17 protein-coding genes and 1 tRNA gene are annotated in these 15,531 nt (G+C 62.3%); 13 read left to right on the forward strand and 5 right to left on the reverse strand.

Annotated features, from left to right (window positions below; genetic code table 11):
- Positions 1–86 precede the first annotated feature (86 nt).
- The 9 genes from modA to AC6CHO_RS09020 all read left to right on the forward strand — a co-directional run bounded on the left by modA (position 87) and on the right by AC6CHO_RS09020 (position 7,951).
- On the forward strand, positions 87–857 hold the full coding sequence (modA, locus tag AC6CHO_RS08980) for a molybdate ABC transporter substrate-binding protein (RefSeq protein WP_498214700.1): 771 nt from the start codon (positions 87–89) through the stop codon (positions 855–857).
- Positions 850–1,656, forward strand: a complete 807-nt coding sequence (locus tag AC6CHO_RS08985; protein ID WP_060700559.1) for an ABC transporter permease — start codon at positions 850–852, stop codon at positions 1,654–1,656. The genes modA and AC6CHO_RS08985 overlap by 8 nt, the downstream gene beginning before the upstream one ends.
- A complete protein-coding gene (locus AC6CHO_RS08990; RefSeq protein ID WP_498214701.1) occupies positions 1,653–2,405 on the forward strand; it encodes an ATP-binding cassette domain-containing protein in 753 nt (250 codons plus the stop codon). The genes AC6CHO_RS08985 and AC6CHO_RS08990 overlap by 4 nt, the downstream gene beginning before the upstream one ends.
- Positions 2,402–3,649: a molybdopterin molybdotransferase MoeA gene (locus AC6CHO_RS08995; RefSeq protein ID WP_498214702.1), complete on the forward strand. Its 1,248-nt coding sequence runs from the start codon at positions 2,402–2,404 to the stop codon at positions 3,647–3,649. The genes AC6CHO_RS08990 and AC6CHO_RS08995 overlap by 4 nt, the downstream gene beginning before the upstream one ends.
- Positions 3,646–4,227 carry a molybdenum cofactor guanylyltransferase gene (gene mobA, locus AC6CHO_RS09000; RefSeq protein ID WP_498214703.1) on the forward strand — a complete coding sequence of 194 codons (582 nt, stop codon included), beginning with the start codon at positions 3,646–3,648 and terminating at the stop codon, positions 4,225–4,227. Before AC6CHO_RS08995 ends, mobA begins: the two co-directional genes overlap by 4 nt.
- Before the next feature lies 1 nt (position 4,228).
- Positions 4,229–4,501: a DUF6457 domain-containing protein gene (locus AC6CHO_RS09005; RefSeq protein ID WP_498214704.1), complete on the forward strand. Its 273-nt coding sequence runs from the start codon at positions 4,229–4,231 to the stop codon at positions 4,499–4,501.
- A gap of 94 nt (positions 4,502–4,595) precedes the next feature.
- Positions 4,596–6,050 carry an HNH endonuclease gene (locus AC6CHO_RS09010; RefSeq protein WP_498214705.1) on the forward strand — a complete coding sequence of 485 codons (1,455 nt, stop codon included), beginning with the start codon at positions 4,596–4,598 and terminating at the stop codon, positions 6,048–6,050.
- 58 nt (positions 6,051–6,108) lie between these two features.
- The gene (locus AC6CHO_RS09015; RefSeq protein WP_444660865.1) at positions 6,109–6,651 is read left to right on the forward strand and encodes a YaeQ family protein; all 543 of its coding nucleotides are present in this window, start codon (positions 6,109–6,111) and stop codon (positions 6,649–6,651) included.
- Positions 6,652–6,748: 97 nt separating this feature from the next.
- Complete coding sequence (locus AC6CHO_RS09020) at positions 6,749–7,951, forward strand: glycerophosphodiester phosphodiesterase family protein (protein ID WP_498214706.1); 1,203 nt, start codon at positions 6,749–6,751, stop codon at positions 7,949–7,951.
- Positions 7,952–8,098: 147 nt separating this feature from the next.
- Here the strand turns inward: AC6CHO_RS09020 and AC6CHO_RS09025 are convergent, their stop codons facing one another.
- The 3 genes from AC6CHO_RS09025 to tadA all read right to left on the reverse strand — a co-directional run bounded on the left by AC6CHO_RS09025 (position 8,099) and on the right by tadA (position 9,092).
- Complete coding sequence (locus AC6CHO_RS09025; RefSeq protein WP_498214707.1) at positions 8,099–8,308, reverse strand: hypothetical protein; 210 nt, start codon at positions 8,306–8,308, stop codon at positions 8,099–8,101.
- A 125-nt stretch (positions 8,309–8,433) separates the two neighbouring features.
- Positions 8,434–8,521: transfer RNA gene (locus tag AC6CHO_RS09030), tRNA-Ser, on the reverse strand.
- Positions 8,522–8,615: 94 nt separating this feature from the next.
- Positions 8,616–9,092, reverse strand: coding sequence for a tRNA adenosine(34) deaminase TadA (gene tadA / locus AC6CHO_RS09035; protein ID WP_498214708.1), 477 nt, complete (start codon positions 9,090–9,092; stop codon positions 8,616–8,618).
- 147 nt (positions 9,093–9,239) lie between these two features.
- Here tadA and upp point away from each other — a divergent pair, with 147 nt between their 5' ends.
- On the forward strand, positions 9,240–9,887 hold the full coding sequence (gene upp / locus AC6CHO_RS09040) for a uracil phosphoribosyltransferase (protein WP_060700568.1): 648 nt from the start codon (positions 9,240–9,242) through the stop codon (positions 9,885–9,887).
- Positions 9,888–9,918: 31 nt separating this feature from the next.
- Here upp and AC6CHO_RS09045 read toward each other — a convergent pair whose 3' ends face one another.
- Together AC6CHO_RS09045 and AC6CHO_RS09050 are read right to left on the reverse strand one after the other, a co-directional pair.
- Positions 9,919–11,436, reverse strand: a complete 1,518-nt coding sequence (locus tag AC6CHO_RS09045) for a sensor histidine kinase (protein WP_498214709.1) — start codon at positions 11,434–11,436, stop codon at positions 9,919–9,921.
- The gene (locus tag AC6CHO_RS09050; RefSeq protein WP_022875560.1) at positions 11,433–12,173 is read right to left on the reverse strand and encodes a response regulator transcription factor; all 741 of its coding nucleotides are present in this window, start codon (positions 12,171–12,173) and stop codon (positions 11,433–11,435) included. Before AC6CHO_RS09050 ends, AC6CHO_RS09045 begins: the two co-directional genes overlap by 4 nt.
- A gap of 616 nt (positions 12,174–12,789) precedes the next feature.
- Between AC6CHO_RS09050 and AC6CHO_RS09055 the strand changes: the two genes are divergently transcribed.
- The 3 genes from AC6CHO_RS09055 to AC6CHO_RS09065 all read left to right on the forward strand — a co-directional run bounded on the left by AC6CHO_RS09055 (position 12,790) and on the right by AC6CHO_RS09065 (position 15,528).
- Entirely contained in the window at positions 12,790–13,575 is a 786-nt protein-coding gene (locus tag AC6CHO_RS09055; protein WP_498214710.1) for a winged helix-turn-helix domain-containing protein, read from the forward strand.
- Between the two features lie 69 nt (positions 13,576–13,644).
- Positions 13,645–14,172, forward strand: a complete 528-nt coding sequence (locus AC6CHO_RS09060; RefSeq protein WP_498214711.1) for a SixA phosphatase family protein — start codon at positions 13,645–13,647, stop codon at positions 14,170–14,172.
- 228 nt (positions 14,173–14,400) lie between these two features.
- Positions 14,401–15,528, forward strand: a complete 1,128-nt coding sequence (locus AC6CHO_RS09065) for a DUF1611 domain-containing protein (protein WP_498214712.1) — start codon at positions 14,401–14,403, stop codon at positions 15,526–15,528.
- Positions 15,529–15,531: the final 3 nt, after the last annotated feature.

Genomic DNA, 15,531 nt, shown 5'->3' on the forward strand with positions numbered 1-15,531 from the left:
TAAAACAGCAAATCAACACGTAAAATACCGCGCTTGCCCGCTGCCCGGTTGTAGCATGGGCACAAAGCCCAAGTACTGGAGAACTCATGCGCGTAACCTGGCCGCTGGCTGCCCGAATCCTGCTGGCAGGCACCGCTGCCACCCTTGCGCTGACTTCGTGCACCAGCGACAAGCCCGCTGACCAGCAGGTCATTACGGTTTCCGCCGCGGCTTCGCTGCATGAGGCGTTCGACCAGATCGCCAAGGAATTCCAGGCCGAGCACCCCGAGGTTCAGATCGCCGGCATCAACTATGACGGTTCCTCCACCTTGGCCACCCAGATTGTGGAAGGTGCCGACGTGGACGTTTTTGCCTCCGCCGATGAACGCACCATGGCCGAGGTGACCGAGGCCGGGTTCGGCCACGAACCGGTGATTTTTGCCAGCAATACCCTGGTGATCGCGGTGCCCAAGAACAACCCTGCCAACATCAGCTCGCTATCCGACCTGGCCGGGGCCAGCACGGTGCTGTGCGCAGCGCAGGTGCCTTGCGGCAATGCCTCGCGGCAGCTGCTGGAGAATGCCGGCGTGGACCTGAAGCCGGTGAGCGAAGAGCAGAATGTCACGGCGGTGGTGCAGAAGGTGGCCGCCGGGGAAGCCGACGCCGGGCTGGTCTACGCCAGCGACGTGCAGGACGAACCGGATCTGGCCGCCATCGTGCCCGAGGGAGCCGACAAGGTGGTCAACAGCTACCCGATCGCCACCTTGGGCGAGAACCCGGCCGCCCAGGAATTCCTGGACTTCGTGATCGGCGAGCGCGGCCAAGAGATCCTGGCCGAGTACGGTTTTGGCAGCGGGGCTGCGCAGGGCAATGGCTAGCGATACCGGGCTGCGCGTCCCGGCCTTCACCTTCGCCCCGGCGGTGCTGGGCCTGGCCCTGCTGGTCTTGCCGCTGCTGGCGTTGCTGGGCCGCGCCAGCTGGTCCACCCTGCTGGCCGATGCCACCAGCGAACAGGCCGTGGCGGCCCTGTGGCTCTCGGTGCGCACCGGGGTGGCGGCCACCGCGCTGTGCGTGCTGCTCGGGGTGCCGCTGGCCCTGGTGATCGCCCGCAGCGGCCCGAGGATCGCGCAATTGCTGCGCGCGCTGATTGCCGTGCCGCTGGTGCTGCCGCCGATGGTCGGCGGGGTGGCGCTGCTCTTCCTCTTCGGGCGCACCAGCCCGATCGGCCAGCTGATCGATTCGCTGTGGGGGTTCACCCTGCCCTTTTCCACTGCCGCCGTGGTGATCGCGCAAGGCTTCGTGGCCCTGCCCTTCCTGGTGCTCTCGGTGGAGGGCTCGCTGCGCGCGGCCGGTACCGGCTACGAGCAGGCCGCAGCCACCCTGGGCGCCGGGCGATGGATGGTGCTCACCCGCATCACCCTGCCGCTGGCCGCGCCGGGGCTGGTGGCCGGAGTCATCCTGTGCTTCGCCCGGGCGATCGGCGAATTCGGGGCCACCGCGCTCTTTGCTGGAAATGCGCCGGGGGTCACCCAGACCATGCCGCTGGCGATCTATACCGCGTTCAACGGCGCCGGTGCAGGCAGGGACACCGCCGTGGCGCTGTCCCTGCTGCTGCTGGCCACCGCGGTGCTGGTGCTGTTGTGCGTGCGCGCCTGGCGCCCGGGGGCCATCAAATGAGGCTGCTCGCCGACCTGCGGGTTGTGCGCACCGGCTTCGAGGTCAACGTGGAATTCGAGGTGCGCTCCGGCAGCACGCTGGCGATCATGGGGCCCAGCGGCGCCGGCAAGTCCACCATCGTCAACGCCATTGCCGGAACCCAGAAAATCGCTGGCGGGCGGATCGAACTCGATGGCGCCGTCCTGGCCGATGAACGCCGGCATCTGGCCCCGCACCTGCGCGGGGTGGGGCTGCTGGGGCAGGAATCGCACCTTTTCCCGCATCTGGACGCGGCCAAGAACATTGCCTTCGGGGCGCACGCCTCGGGGGCGGGCAAAGCCGCGGCGCTGGCCACCGCCCGCGAATGGCTCGCGCGGCTGGGGCTGGAGGAGCTGGCTGGCCAGCGTCCGGCGGCGCTGTCCGGCGGGCAGCGCCAGCGCATCGCCCTGGCCCGCGCCCTGGCCGCCCGGCCCAAGCTGCTGCTGATCGACGAGCCCTTCGCCTCGCTGGATGTCGAAGCGGCCATGGATATGCGCGCGCTGGTGCGCGAGGAGCTGGAGCGCACCGCGACCAGCGCCATCGTCATCTCGCATTCGGCCACCGACGCCCTGGCCCTCGCCGATGACCTGCTGGTGCTGGAGCGGGGACAGGTGATCCAGCGGGGCACCGTCGAGCAGGTCTTCGCCGACCCGGCCAACCGATTTGTGCGTGCAGTGGTGGCCACGCTGCCCGCCCGGCATCCACGCAGCATCCAGGAGGGACAACCATGAGCACCGGCAATGAACCCGTAGACCTCGAAACCCATCGTGCGCGGCTGCTTGCGCAGATTGCGCCGCTGGCCCCGCAGCGCATCGAGGTCTCTGGCGGCTTTGCCGCCCTGCACGGCGCGGTGCTGGCTGAAGATGTCGCCTCCGCGCACCCGCTGCCGCTGTGGGACAACTCGGCCATGGACGGCTATGCGGTGCGCTCTGGCGATACCGCGGCAGCGCCGATTGCCTTGGAGGTGATCGGCGAAGTTCCGGCCGGCAGCGGCTGGGACCCGAAGCTCGAACCGGGCCAGTGCGTGAAGATCATGACCGGTGCCCCGATTCCCTCGGATGCCGATGCGGTGGCGCGCATCGAGGATACCTCGGCGGCCATTGACGGCTGGGATGTGGACACCGTGCAGGTCAACGTGCAGGTGCCGCAGGGCAAGGACATCCGGCGAAGCGGAGAGGACAAGGCCGCAGGGGACCTGATGGCCTACGCCGGCGAGACGCTGAGCGCAGCCAGGCTTTCGGCGCTGGCCGCCGCCGGTGCCAGCACGCTGGTGGTGCGCACCGCGCCCAGGGTGGCCGTGCTGGTCACCGGGGCGGAATTGCGTGCCCCTGGTGAAGATCTTTCGCGCGGGCAGATCCCGGAAACCAATTCGCTGCTCATGGCCGGCCTGCTGGCCGAAGCAGGCATCCAGGCAGCCACGGTGGTGCACTGCGTGGATGACATCTGCGCGGTCCGCGAACAGCTCGATATTCTCGGTGCCACCCATGATGCCGTGCTGAGCACCGGAGGCGTTGGCCCCGGCGCCTATGACGTGATGCGCCAGGTGCTGGAGGCCGAGCCGGGGGTTCGGGCGGCCCGGGTGAAGATCCGGCCGGGGCAGCCGCAATGCGCGGGACGATTGGAATCCGGCGCGATGGTCTTCGCGCTGCCCGGCAACCCGGTCAGCGCAGCGGTCAGCTTCGAATTGTTCGTGCGCCCATGCCTGCGCGCCATGCAGGGCCACCGCGAAGTGCTGCGCCCCACCCTGCGGGCGGTGGCCGCAGTGGCGTGGAAAGCCGCGGCCGGGCGCATGCAGGTCATCCCCGTAGTTTTCCAGCACGGGTCGACGCTGCGTTGCGCCCCGGCGGTTCACGCCAGCAGCATTTCCCACTCGGTCGGAGGCTTTGGAGCGGCTGAAGGCTACGCACTGGTGCCCGCCGGAATCACCGAGATCAACCCCGGCGATCAAGTCGAGGTTCTGAGGATGATTCCATGAGCACCGACTTCGATGCGCTCATCCTCGCCGGCGGACGCGGCACCCGGCTGGGCGGGGCGAACAAGCCGGAACTGCTGCTGCACGGGCAGCGCCTGGTCGATCGCGTCATCCATGCCGCCCGCCACGCAGGTGCTGTCCGCGTGGTCGTGGCCGGCGAAAAGGCCAGCGGAGCCCTGGCCGATGCGGTGCTGCGTGAGGATCCGCCCTTTGCCGGTCCGCTGGCTGGCATCGCCGCCGGGATCGGGGCAGTGCAAAGTCCCTGGTGCCTGATCCTGGCCTGCGACCTTGAACATCCCGAAGCGGTCGTCCAAGTCCTGCTCGATAACCTCGATCACCGGGCCTCCGACGGATTGGTGCTGCGCGATGCCCACGGCTATACACAATGGCTCGCCGGCATCTATCGCACGGCCGCCGTTGCCCGCGCCTGCGCCGAACTTGGCGATCGGCTGGTCAACGCCCCGGTGCGCGCGGCGCTGGGCCAACTGGATTTAGCCGACCTGCCGGTGGATGATGAGACCAGCAACGACATCGATACCTTGCAGGCGCTAGAACGCGCCCGCCGCGACGAAAGGAACTGACATGGCTGTGCATTTGCCTCCCGAAGCACTGAACGAATGGCTCGAAGCCGCGACCCGGGAGCTGGGCCTGGACGCGGCCGAGATCGATATCGCCACGGTCTTGGACGTCGCCAAGCACGTGGCCCACGAAGTCGCCCGCCCGGCAGCACCCTTGAGCACGTTCCTGCTCGGCGTCGCTTTGGGCAGTGCAAAGGGCGATCTTTCCGGCCTCGCTCAACAGCTGGTCACCCGTGCCCATCAATGGTCCGACGACCATCCGGACAGCGAAGCCTAATACACACGAGTTTTCGAATTTCCCACGTCCGGTTTCGATTTTTCGTTGTGGACAAACCCTATTGTCCCGGGGTTATTCGGCGTATACTGGATGTATGTTCGAGAACAATGGGGTATTCGGTAGTAACTTCGAAGATGTGCTTCCAATCGGAACCACCTTCGCTGATACTCCATGTCTTTCCGAGAGCGATCAGTCTTTTATCAGCGCCGCACTCGCGGATGATGATCCGACTTCAAGCATCATCGCGCTTCAGAAAATTGAATCTCAGAATGCGTTCCTTGCTTCGGTTCAGGCCCTCTTGGCTTCGCATTTGGATGCCACACAGGGCGGAACCATTGGCGGGCCGGTGACGGCCAAGCAGCGCGGGACGGCCCACCATGTAGCCATGGCCCGCAGGCGTTCGCAGAACGCTTCAATCGCCTACGTGCGCCGCATGCGATTCTTGATAGCCGACATGCCATATCTTTTTTCCCGTTTTCAGCATGGCGAATTCAGCGAGAAATTGATCATGGCCATCCTGGCTCCGCTAGAAGATATGAGCCGGTCGGAGCGACGGGAATTTGATAACTTCATTGCCAGCGCCCCGACCATGTTTGACACGGCATCGGACAAGGAAGCTCGCGACATTGCACAAAAAGCTGTTGATGAAGTGCGCGGTGAAAGCCGCGACCAAGACATCGAAAGCAAAGCAGGGCATCGTGGCGCATCCTTCTTCAGGGGCAAAGACTGTGTCCGGTTGAGCGCCAGCCTTCCCATTGAAGTGGGTATCGCTGTGGAGGCATCGCTGGAGCACGAGGCACAGCAACTGAAGAAGGCTGGAGACCAGCGTCCCATCTCCCAAATCAAGGCCGATCTCGTGGTTTCACGGCTGACGGGCCATCCAGCAGACAAGCCACTTCCAATCAAGCTGCACGTGAATCTCGTGATGACGGATATGGCTCTGCTGATGGACGGAAAAGAACCGGCCTCCATTCAGGGCTACGGCTCCGTGCCAGCGGAATATGCCCGCCGGCTGTTTGAAGCCTACGGAGAGGTTGACGACTGCTCTCCGGTTGAAGAGCTTGATCAATTGCGCCGCAGGATCAGGACTTACCCGATGATCCGACGGCTCTATACACTGCCCGGCGGCCAGGATTTGGTGGCTATGGATTCCAAGGATCGGCTTTTCAAAGGCTCATTGCGCAAGCTATTGCAACTGAGGGACCCTTACTGCCGCACGCCTTATTGCAATAACAAACCCCGCCACGCAGATCATGTGCATCAGCACAGCAAGGGCGGAAAAACCTGTAGCAACAATGGATGCATGAAGTGCGCCTTCTGCAATTTGGCTAAGGAAGCGCCTGGCTGGACTGAAGAAGTCATTCAGGAAAATCCGCACAAGATCAGAATTCATCCTCCCGGAGAAGTCACTTATGATTCTTCGCCTCCTCCAATAATTGGATTGGCAAGAATGGATGAATTGCTGACCAAGCAGATCCAAAAGCAAACGAGGATCCCGGAAACCCCTCGGAACGTTCGCATCATTCGAATCTTCCCTGAAGCATCCTGATTCCGTAAAGCGTAGGGTGTCACTTCGCGGTGCCGCACGCGCTGTAAACTCGAGAACTATGGCTATCGGCGCGACTATGCACACTTTTGAAGTTCAACTTGCTGATGTAGATCGCGGGGTTTACGAGGATCTGTCTCTGCGCGTGGCGCAGCATCCTTCGGAAACCGATGCCTACATGATCACGCGCGTTCTGGCTTACTGCTTGGAATACGAAGAAGGGATCACCTTCTCGGCCGGTGGCGTATCCACGGGCGAAGAGCCAGCGATCCTGGTCAAGGATCTGACTGGGTTGATCACGGCATGGATTGAAGTAGGTGCGCCGGACGCACAGAGGCTTCACCTTGGCAGCAAACGAGCAGACCGCGCGGCTATCTACACTCACCGGGATCCTGCCAAGCTGCTTTCGGCATGGCGGGGCAAAACCATCCACCAAGCTGAAGATATTCGCTTTCGATCTTTTGATTCCGTTTTCATTGATGAGGCGGTGCGTTGCCTAACCCGCAGAAACACAATGTCCGTTTCGGTGACCGAAGGCCAGATCTATCTTGAGCTGAATGGAACAAATTTGGAGACGCAATTCAGCGAACACGTTATTGAGTAGTAAACATTAATCTCTGCTTCAACTGACCTTGAGGTGGAGGTCATGCGCGCGCGGAAGCATGGCTGGTGTTCATCAACAACACCAAAGGAAATCCACCATGAAACTGCGCAACATCACCCTCGGAGCAGCAGCTCTCTGCCTGGTTGCCGGAGTTAGCGCACCGGCAGCAGCAACGGAGATTGAGTCATCGGATTCCGGCCCTTTGGTCATTGGGCACCGTGGCGCTGCAGGTGTGGCGCCGGAGAACACCTTGGAAGCCATCAAGGCCGGAAGCCAGTCGGGTGCCGAATTCATCGAAATCGACGTCCAGCTTTCCAAAGACGGCGTCCCGTTCATCTTCCATGACGGAACTCCGGCCCGAACCACAAATGTTGAAGACGTGTTCCCAGAACGTGCCAACGATCCGATTACTTCGTTCACCTGGGATGAATTGCAGCAGCTGGATGCAGGCTCGTACTTCTCAGCCAAGTTTTCCGGCGCCAAGATTCCGCACTTCGATGATGTTCCCGGCGCATTGGCTGGCGAGACCGGCGTGTTCATCGAGATCAAGGACCCAGCGAAGTCTCCTGGAGTCGAACATGTAGTTGCTGACGCTCTGGCTAAGAACGGCCAGTGGAAGTCCTTGCTGGAGTCCGGAAAGATTGAAGTTCTTGGATTCGATGCGGCCTCCAACGAACGTTTCGCCCAGTTGGCCCCTGAGGTGCCATTGCAGCAGCTGACCGGTACCGTTCCGTCGGCTCAGGAACTGGAGCACTACGCAAACTATGCTGATGCTTTCGGCACCAGCTACCGCACTCTTGACGCGGCCGGGGCGCAACGCGTGAAGGATGCCGGTCTGGGGCTTGGCGTTTACACGGTCAACGCTCCTGAAGCGGCCGACGAAGCTCTGGCCCTGGGCGTCGAGCGCATCACCGGGGACTTCCCGCAGCAGATTGATCGACACCTCGAAGGGCAGAAGGTCTTCCCCGCAAACAACGGCGTGCTGATATCGGATGCCGTCAACGATGTGCCTGGCAGCGACGTCACCCCGGAAAACGGTGAACACGTCATTGTGGAGAACACCAGTCGGCGCACCATTGACGTCAGCGGCTACCTGATTCGCGATGCGGCCAATAACAAGCTGCAGATCGGCGAAGGCTACGAGCTGGCACCGGGTGCGAAGCTGCGTGTGTACTCCGGACCAGGCACCAACAGCGATGAAGCGTTCTACGTTGACGGAGCTGGCGTGCTGAACAACGACGGCGACTCGCTGGCGCTGTGGAATGCCAAGGGCAAGCTCACAGACCTTTTCGCGAACTAAGCATTCAGCAGGTTCAGGGCCAAGTTGAATCCCGGGGATCCGATTGGTTCCCGGGATTCCTATTTGGTGGCAGCCGGGTTGGCGACCGGCCTTGGTGCTGCGCAAGCAGCATTGCTGCATGTTCGAGCGGCATGCAGCCGCAGCGGGCTAATCCCCGTCGCCGTCGCCTGAGTCGAAAAGGTTTGCGATGAACACGGATTCAAGGTCCGTGCCAGTGATCTCCGCCGTCATGGCTCGCTCGATATCCGGGGCTTCCGCAAAGCCTTGGATCTCCAACGGGGCGCTGGGAACTTCGGGAACAGTGGACGCCCAGATGTCCCCTCCGTCCACGACCCTTACCTCAATATCGATATCCATGAGCAAAGTATCGCCCTGTGCCGGGTGTTTATCAAGGGGGACTGCGGGCACGTCAAAGCAGGCAGGAAGCCGAGTTGGGGAATTGAAAAACCCCGGGATCTCAAGGATCCCGGGGCTATTCTACGCGGTGACGGTGGGATTTGAACCCACGGTACGGGGTTACCGTACACAACATTTCGAGTGTTGCACCTTCGGCCGCTCGGACACGTCACCAGACCTGATAACTCTATACCGAACCAAAGGTGAATACAAAAACGAGAGCGCGATAATCGCCCTGAAGTGGCTCGAAACACACAAATGGGGGCGATTAGCCGCGTTTTGCCTTGAAAAATTCGCGCAAGAGATCAGCGCATTCCTGCTCTTTGACCCTCGAATAGACTTCGACCCAGTGGTTCAAGCGCGGTTCGCGCACGATATCGAACACCGATCCGCAGGCTCCGGCCTTTGCATCCCAGGCGCCAAAAACAAGTTTGGGGATGCGAGACAGGACGATTGCACCGGCGCACATGGCGCAGGGCTCCAATGTGACCACCAATGTGCAGTCGGCCAGGCGCCAGCCGTCGTCTTGGCCGCGTTCTTCCAAGGCCCGCACCGCATTGCGAATGGCGACCACTTCGGCATGGGCGGTGGGGTCTTTGATCGCTTCGCGCTCATTGCGCCCGGTGGCCAGCACGCGGCCCTCGGGGGAGATGACCACCGCGCCGATCGGCACGTCGTCGGTGGCCAGCGCCGCGCGCGCCTCATCCAAAGCGAGGTCCATCCAGGCATCGTATTCGTGCACCATAGTGCTTTTACTCTACGTGCTTTCGGGCGCCCAAGGCTGGCCTTGGTGCTCAATTCCTGTTTCCTTGGGCACACCAAACTCGTTGGACACCGGAATTTCGGGCGCTTTCCTCGATTCGCCCGCCGGTGTGCTGATAGATTTCTACTTATGCGCGTACAGGTAGTCGACCACCCGCTGGTGGCACACAAGGTATCGGTTCTTCGAGATAAGAACACCCCGTCTTCGATCTTCCGCCAGCTGACCGATGAACTGGTCACCCTGCTGGCTTATGAGGCTACCCGCGAGGTGAAGACCGAAAGCGTCCAGGTCCAGACCCCGGTCGCCACCACCATCGGCACTGCCATTGCCAAGCCAACCCCGCTGGTTGTCCCCATCCTGCGTGCCGGACTGGGCATGCTTGAAGGCATGACGCGCCTGGTCCCCACCGCAGAGGTCGGCTTCCTGGGCATGGCCCGCAATGAGGAAACCCTGGACATCATCACCTACGCCGATCGCGTGCCTAACGACCTGACCGGCCGCCAGGTCTTCGTGCTGGACCCGATGCTGGCTACCGGCGGCACCCTGGCCGAGGCGATCAAGTTCATTTTCGATCGCGGCGCCGAGTCCGTAACGTGCATCTGCCTGATCGCGGCCCCTGAGGGCGTCGCCCGACTGGAAGAAATCCACGGCGACGACAACCGCGTGCACGTAGTGCTCGCTTCGCTGGATGAGAAGCTGAACGAGAAGTCCTACATCATTCCAGGCTTGGGCGATGCCGGTGACCGCCTGTACGGTGTCACCCCGCCTATCGCCTAGCAAGCACCAGGCAATAGCCCAGAGGCCGCGGTTACTTGACCGCGGCCTCTGGCGTTTTCGGCCCAGCTTCCTCTTCGGCTAGCGGCAGGCGAACCTCGAAGACGGTATTGCCGGGCTCGGAGCTCACGGAAATGCTGCCACCGTGGGCTTCGACGATGCTCTTGGCGATCGGCAGTCCCAGCCCGGTTGTTCCATCGGAACCGGAGCGCGCCTTGTCGGCACGGGTGAAGCGCTCGAAAACCTTCGGCAGGAACTCTGGGGCAATGCCTTCGCCGGTGTCGTGCACCTCAAGCACCGCCTCATCGGTCTCGTCATCCTGGTCCACCGTCACGGTGACCGTATTGCCAGCAGAGGTGTGCTTGCGCGCGTTGGCCAGCAGGTTGGTGATCACCCGGCGCAGCGAGGCGGAGTCGCCGAAAACCATGGTCTGCTCGGCGCAGCACTCGAAATCCCAGTGATGGTCGCTGGCGGTCAGCTTGAAGTCCTCGGTGATGTCCGCGGTGAGCATGCCCAAATCAAGCCTGCTGCGCTTGAACGAATTTTCTTCGTCCAGTCGTGCCAAAAGCAATAGATTCTCCACCAGCGACCCCATCCGGCTGCTTTGCTGCAAGACCCGGTCGATCGAGCGCTGGCCGTCGGGGGAGAAATGCTCGGTAGCGGAGAGCAGTTCGGTGTAGCCGCGAATTGAGGACAACGGGGTGCGCAATTCATGCGAGGCATCGGCGACAAACTGGCGCATCTGTGCCTGCGACTTTTCGCGGGCGGTCAGCGCCGTGGAGACGTTGCTGATCATGGCGTTCAGCGCGTTGCCGACATTGCCGACTTCGGTTCCCGGGATCGCATCCGCGGAAGGGACCCGCTGGGTCAGCGCCACCTTGCCCGAATCCAGGTCCTCGGCGGCCACGGATGCGGCCACGGAGGCCACGCGCTTGAGCGAGGCCAGCGAGCGGGAAATCAGCCACGAGCCGGCCAATCCCGCGCCGGCGATCAGGATCAGGGCGATAAACAAGGTCAGCCAGGCCATGCCGCGCAGGGCCAGGTCGGTGCCATGCAGCGGCAAGCCGACGATCAGGATCCCGTTGGAGCCCGAATCCTTGACTGCGACAAGGTAGTAGTCGCCCACCGTCAGATGTGCCCGTACCGGATTGAAATTATCCTTGTCGGGATGCAGGTCGCTGAGTTCAAGGTCCACCATCGGGATGGCATCTTCCTGGCTCAGCTGCTGCCGCTCGCCGGTGCGCTCATCGAGCACTCCGCCGTTGAAGACATATTTGTCGACAAAGCGCGCGGTCAGGGTGCCGGCAGCCTGGCCTGGGGCATCCAAGCGGGAGTTCACCGCGGGAGCGCCCTGGGAATAATTCAGTGCGCGCTCGGTGGTCAGCCGCAGCTGGCTATTGAGCTGGTCCATCAAGGTCTGGCGCATGCCGGCGTTGTACAGCAGGCCGAGCAGCACGGAGACCGCGGTGAGCGAGGTCAACAGGATGAGCAGGAGCTTGCGCTGCAAGGCATGCGGCGAGCTGACCTTGGTGCTGGGGGAGAAAAAGCTCATGCCGCCGGCTTCAGCACGTAGCCGACGCCACGCACGGTATGGATCATTGGCTCTGCATCAACATCGATCTTCTTGCGCAGATAGGAAATGTAGAGTTCGACGATATTCGCCTGGCCGTCGAAGTCGTAGTGCCAGACGTTATCGAGGATCTGCGATTTGGACACCACGCGCCGGGCGTTGCTCATCAGGTAGCTGAGCAGGTCGAATTCGGTGGCGGTCAGCGAGATATCGCGGCCGGCCCGGGAGACATCATGCGAATCCATATTCAGCACCAGATCGCCTACTACCAATTCAGCGGTATCCGCGGCGGCAGCCCCGGAGCGCTCAACCAGGCGGTGCAAGCGGATCAGGACTTCTTCGAGGCTGAATGGCTTGGCCACGTAGTCGTCGGCCCCGGCGCCGAGCCCTTCGATGCGATCTTCCACCGCATCCTTGGCGGTGAGGAAGAGGACCGGGATCTCGGGGAAATGGGTGCGGACCTTGCGCAGCACTTCTGGGCCATCAAAGCCTGGCAGCATCCAGTCCAAAACGAGGACGTCCGGTGCCAGCGAGCGAGCGGTGGCTACAGCTTCCGGGCCGTCGTGAGCCATGGTGGCTTCCCATCCGAGCATGCGGGTTCCCATGGCTACCAGTTCGGCCAGCGAGGGTTCGTCGTCGACGACGAGGACTTTGATGGGGGTGCCGTCTGGATGGGTGAGGCGGGGCAACTGCGAAGGTGAAAACCGGGATTCATTCATGTTTAACAGCCTCTCCTATTGCCTTGGGGTAAGAATATGATTTTGCTGTGCGCGAGCTATGACTACATGTCGAGTTTATGCAGGAATTTTGCTGACCGGTAGTGCTTAATTTGGTCAAGCCTTGCGTTCGGCGAATGATTGGAGTGTGGACAACGCTATGGGGTGAATGGATATTCAGGGGCATGGATGGACTGGTCGGTATGCATGATCTGCTCGAAAAGCTTGAACATATTGAGTAGTTAAGCGCTTAGATTTCCTAGATATGCCTAAAGTGTCCTGCATCACCTTTGGGCATTTTCGTCTCACTATATGGACAGCCCCCTGGTTTGTTACTTGCAAGTTGACAATGTTACGAGGAAACTAGATGTGTGAGTACGGCGCAGAACAGCAAAAAGCATCCCGGCGGACAGCCGAGGTTTGCCGATGCATGTTGCAATCGAATGCTCGGCGTCAACGGCGCAAAAACGGAATTATGAGCCTTTCATAATCGAGATTTTGCCGGTCGTTGACGGGAAACCCAACTGCTGGACGTGGACGAAGGCCGCGAACAGCGCAAGCAAAACCCGAAGCACGAGCGCCAAGCCACTTGGCCTTCGCACTAAAAGAGGAAATCATCATGTCGGCTGGATCCGGATACGTCCACGTTTCAATTCGCAACGCGCAGAACCGCGCAGCTGCTGCACAGCGCCAGGCAGCTGGCAACTATGCACCAGCGGGCTATCGCCCACTGCGCGCTGTTTCCAACGTCCAGGAAACTCGTGAAGCCGCGCATCAGCCGACCAGCACCCCGGTACAGCCTGTGGGCCAGGCGGGCGCTGACACTTCAGCCCGCGGCTTCGTGCTGTATGTAGGCCTGGATGAAACCGCAGCCCAAGCGCAGGGCACCTCGCTGGGCAAGCTGGCTACCCAGGTTCGCGCATTCCTGGCTACCCTCTCGCCGCAGGCGCAGACCCACGCGGCGGTAGCCTTGGCGCCAACCAGCGCCCAGGGCGAGCCTATTGATGTTGTCCGCCAGGCGCTGGGGGACCCAACCGTCTCGCGCCGTCCACGGGCCGAAGCCCGTCCAAGCACCCCGCGCCCATCGGGTGTGCTGATCGACCTGTCCCGCCGCGAGGTGTACCTGGACGGCGAGACCCTGAACCTGACCTTCAAGGAATTCGAGCTGCTGAACTTCCTCGTGGAGAACGGCACCCGCACCGTCGGACGCGAAGAGCTGCTGGAAAACCTGTGGCGCAATGCCGAAGAGGTGCCCAACGAGCGCACTATCGACGTGCACATCCGCCGCCTGCGCTCCAAGCTGGGCCGCCTGGCCAACACCGTGCGAACCGTGCGCGGCCAGGGCTACCGCTTCTACGAGCACCCGGAAGTTGTCGTCTGGGCAGCTCCTGAATACTCGATCTAGTTTCATCACCTGGCAGCGGCGGGCAAATCATATTCGGTTTGCCCGCCGCTGCTGTCTTAAGCTGGGAAGATGAACACCATGCATTCGCGCAAGCTCATCTTGATGCGCCACGCCAAGGCCGACTACCCGCTGGGCGTCGCGGATCACGATCGGCCGCTGGCTGCCCGAGGGCACCGCGAGGCCCCGTCAGCCGGCGCCTGGCTGGTGGAACAGGACCTGGTTCCTGACTACATCCTGTGCTCGGATGCGTTGCGGGCCCGGTCCACCTGCGCATGGGTGCTCTCGGAACTGGGCGAAAAAGGGCCAACTCCCTATGTGGACTCGCGAATCTATGGCGCGGGCGTCGCGCAGCTGTGCTCCATCATCAACGAGGTGCCCGATACGGTGAGCAACCTGCTGGTGATCGGGCACCAGCCGGTGCTCCAGGAACTGGCCCTGCGGCTGGCCTCGGTCGACTCCGATGAAGATGCCGTGTACGAGCTGGCGATGAACTATCCAACGCTCGGGACCACGGTGCTGGAAACCAGTCACCCGTACTCGCATCTGGATGTTCGCGATGCCCGCGTCACGCATTTCCTTGCGCCGCGGCCCGAATGAGAAAACTCTCACCAAGTTTTTCTTATCCACTAGTCAACCGGCGTTATATGGATGATCTGCGGTTATGAGAAGCAGATGAAAACCCTCTCATCGATTGCACCGGAAGGCCTCAGGCCTCGTTCATCTTCTCTTAACCATTGCTCTCTTCACTGAGGACTGTTGGCACCGCAGCCAGCACCGGAGCACCAGCAGGGTGCACCGGGCCTTGCGTGAAAGAGGAATGGGACCATGGCCGTCATCGCAGAAACTCTTCCAGTACAGAGCACCGCCGCACGCAAAGACGTGCAGCAGCACATCGACGCAGCTCGTGCCCAGGCCATCCGGGCCGCCTACACCACCCGCTTCGTCGCCGCGGAACTGCAGCGCAATCCGCAGGTCTTCCAGATCGTGCGCCAGGCGCAGATGGTTCCAGCCCCCGGCGACGTGGTGATCGCGACGGTGACCGAGCTGGGCAAGCATAAGCATTTGCAGTCCCCGGCCTCGCGCCGCCAGCTGATTTTTGCTGGCCAGGAAATCATGGTGGCCTACGGCCACCGCTACGCGCCGGACCAGTTCCTGGCGCACGTTCCCCAGGACCTGGGGCCCTGCCAGCTGGTGGCGGGAGGCGGCGTGGCCAGCGAAGTGATCGAGCAGCACGCGTCCATCGACCAGGCCACGCAGCTGGAGCCGGTGGGCCTGCTGTTGCGCCACGGCAAGGTGGTGAATCTCCTGGACTTCGCGCCGCTGGACATCAACAACGATTCGCCCCGCGCAGCGAACACCGGCGCTGTGCGCCCGCCGGTCATCGCGGTGCTGGGCACCTCGATGAACTCCGGGAAGTCCACCACCTTGGGGTGCCTGGTCAATGGGCTGGTCAACGCCGGGATGAGCGTGGCCGCGGGCAAGGCGACCGGCACCGGGGCCGGCAATGACCCGAACCTGTTCATCGATGCCGGAGCGTTCAGCGTGTGCGACTTCACCGACTTCGGCTACCCGACCACCTACCGGCTGGACTATGAGACGGTGCGCTCGCTGCTCGTGGCGATGATCCGGGAGCAGTGCGCCAGCGGAGCCGATGCGGTGATCATCGAGATCGCCGACGGGCTGTTCCAGGGGGAAACCTCCCGATTGCTGGCCGACCCGATTTTTGCCGAACATGTGGACCGGGTGCTGTTCAGCGCCCAGGACGCGCTCGGGGCGCAGGCCGGGGAGCGCATTTTGCTGGAAGCCGGGCTCGATCTGGCTGCGGTCAGCGGGGTGCTGACCGCTTCGCCGCTGGCCGCGCAGGAAGCCCAGAGCCAGCTGTCCACCCCGGTAATCGGCACCTTTGAGCTGTGCCAGGCCGAGGTAGCCGCCAGCCTGCTGCGTGCCAAGTAGTGC

The organism is Glutamicibacter sp. GQ173 (assembly GCF_059759215.1).

Bases quoted from the DNA above. Each gene is read 5' to 3' on its own strand.
- modA (WP_498214700.1), top strand. From the start codon at position 87: ATGCGCGTAACCTGGCCGCTGGCTGCCCGAATCCTGCTGGCAGGCACC.
- AC6CHO_RS08985 (WP_060700559.1), top strand. From the start codon at position 850: ATGGCTAGCGATACCGGGCTGCGCGTCCCGGCCTTCACCTTCGCCCCG.
- AC6CHO_RS08990 (WP_498214701.1), top strand. From the start codon at position 1,653: ATGAGGCTGCTCGCCGACCTGCGGGTTGTGCGCACCGGCTTCGAGGTC.
- AC6CHO_RS08995 (WP_498214702.1), top strand. From the start codon at position 2,402: ATGAGCACCGGCAATGAACCCGTAGACCTCGAAACCCATCGTGCGCGG.
- mobA (WP_498214703.1), top strand. From the start codon at position 3,646: ATGAGCACCGACTTCGATGCGCTCATCCTCGCCGGCGGACGCGGCACC.
- AC6CHO_RS09005 (WP_498214704.1), top strand. From the start codon at position 4,229: ATGGCTGTGCATTTGCCTCCCGAAGCACTGAACGAATGGCTCGAAGCC.
- AC6CHO_RS09010 (WP_498214705.1), top strand. From the start codon at position 4,596: ATGTTCGAGAACAATGGGGTATTCGGTAGTAACTTCGAAGATGTGCTT.
- AC6CHO_RS09015 (WP_444660865.1), top strand. From the start codon at position 6,109: ATGGCTATCGGCGCGACTATGCACACTTTTGAAGTTCAACTTGCTGAT.
- AC6CHO_RS09020 (WP_498214706.1), top strand. From the start codon at position 6,749: ATGAAACTGCGCAACATCACCCTCGGAGCAGCAGCTCTCTGCCTGGTT.
- AC6CHO_RS09025 (WP_498214707.1), bottom strand. From the start codon at position 8,308: ATGGATATCGATATTGAGGTAAGGGTCGTGGACGGAGGGGACATCTGG.
- tadA (WP_498214708.1), bottom strand. From the start codon at position 9,092: ATGGTGCACGAATACGATGCCTGGATGGACCTCGCTTTGGATGAGGCG.
- upp (WP_060700568.1), top strand. From the start codon at position 9,240: ATGCGCGTACAGGTAGTCGACCACCCGCTGGTGGCACACAAGGTATCG.
- AC6CHO_RS09045 (WP_498214709.1), bottom strand. From the start codon at position 11,436: ATGAGCTTTTTCTCCCCCAGCACCAAGGTCAGCTCGCCGCATGCCTTG.
- AC6CHO_RS09050 (WP_022875560.1), bottom strand. From the start codon at position 12,173: ATGAATGAATCCCGGTTTTCACCTTCGCAGTTGCCCCGCCTCACCCAT.
- AC6CHO_RS09055 (WP_498214710.1), top strand. From the start codon at position 12,790: ATGTCGGCTGGATCCGGATACGTCCACGTTTCAATTCGCAACGCGCAG.
- AC6CHO_RS09060 (WP_498214711.1), top strand. From the start codon at position 13,645: ATGAACACCATGCATTCGCGCAAGCTCATCTTGATGCGCCACGCCAAG.
- AC6CHO_RS09065 (WP_498214712.1), top strand. From the start codon at position 14,401: ATGGCCGTCATCGCAGAAACTCTTCCAGTACAGAGCACCGCCGCACGC.